At 63.8% G+C, this 1,060-nt stretch carries 1 protein-coding gene; it reads right to left on the bottom strand.

Going from position 1 to position 1,060, the window contains the following annotated elements:
• Positions 1 to 281: 281 nt before the first annotated feature.
• Entirely contained in the window at positions 282 to 1,016 is a 735-nt protein-coding gene (locus DI276_RS06800; RefSeq protein WP_198680495.1) for an Abi family protein, read from the bottom strand.
• Positions 1,017 to 1,060: the final 44 nt, after the last annotated feature.

Here is a 1,060-nt window from a genome sequence, read left to right on the forward strand (position 1 = left end):
AAGCCTTACGTCTGGACCCGCACCGCGGACCAGATCCTCGAGTCCCTCGCCGCATACTGTCAGCGAATTAACGACTCAGGACACTAGCTCGTCACTGGTAGCACCGTCGAGCCGCCTACTGTGTCGTCCTGAACCAGCGCTTCAATGTCGGCGCGACGGCGGTCCGCACTAAGGCGATCTCCGCGACCGCGCGGACCTCCCCAGCTCAAGTGCTGTCACCTGGGACGTTCGCGTTCGCCCGAGGTTAGGCACCGCCGCGGTAATGCTGCCCAGAGGTGATGTCAGGGGTGCGGGCGCGTGAACGTGCATCCCTGCAGCACGGCCGAGATGCGGCAGTTCTTCGTCACCCAGGCTTTGAGCACGGGATCGATGGCATCCAGAACGGTGTGGATGTCGTGCTGACGCGCGACCAGGTGCTTGTTCCAGACCGGTTCGTGGTGTGCGAGCCTGTTGCGGAAGACGTGCAAGGCCTTCACTGGCGCCTCGATGGTGGTGCGCGAGCGGCTGGGAGCGTTGGGGAAGGCGCTGGCCAGGTCTGGCCACAGCGTGGTTGCGTACCTGCTCGCGAGCAGGTATCGCCAGAACCCGAAACCGAGCTCGGCGATGGTCTGGCCGTCGCTAGGCGCCTTGCCCTTGGTGTGGACACGGCCGCGGGCGGTGGCGATGTCATCGCGGGCCCGCTGATCAAGTTCTCGTCGAAGGTCGTCGAGCCAGGAGTGGCCTGGATTTCTCTTGAGGTGGTGGCGTTGCTGCAACTGGGTGACGAGCGCGTTGCGCAGGATCACTTCGAGGTATCCGAGCGTTTCCCAGAAGGCGGCACTGACTTGGGCGTTCCACGCGTACAGCTCCAGCGCGTGGTCGCGGTCACCTCCGCAATGTGCCTGGTAAGCGGCCATGCGAGGCTGGCTGATCGCCTCTACGACGGTGATGTTGGTTTGCGCAGCCGCTGTCACGGCGGCTATGATATGCAACGAAGACTGCTGATCGGTCCCTGGTGATCCTTCGGGATGGGCCACACCGCTGTGGTTACGTTACGCACTTAGAAGGCGCTGGTCTCCTG

Source organism: Lentzea terrae, assembly GCF_003265345.1.
Classification (GTDB): domain Bacteria; phylum Actinomycetota; class Actinomycetes; order Mycobacteriales; family Pseudonocardiaceae; genus Lentzea; species Lentzea terrae.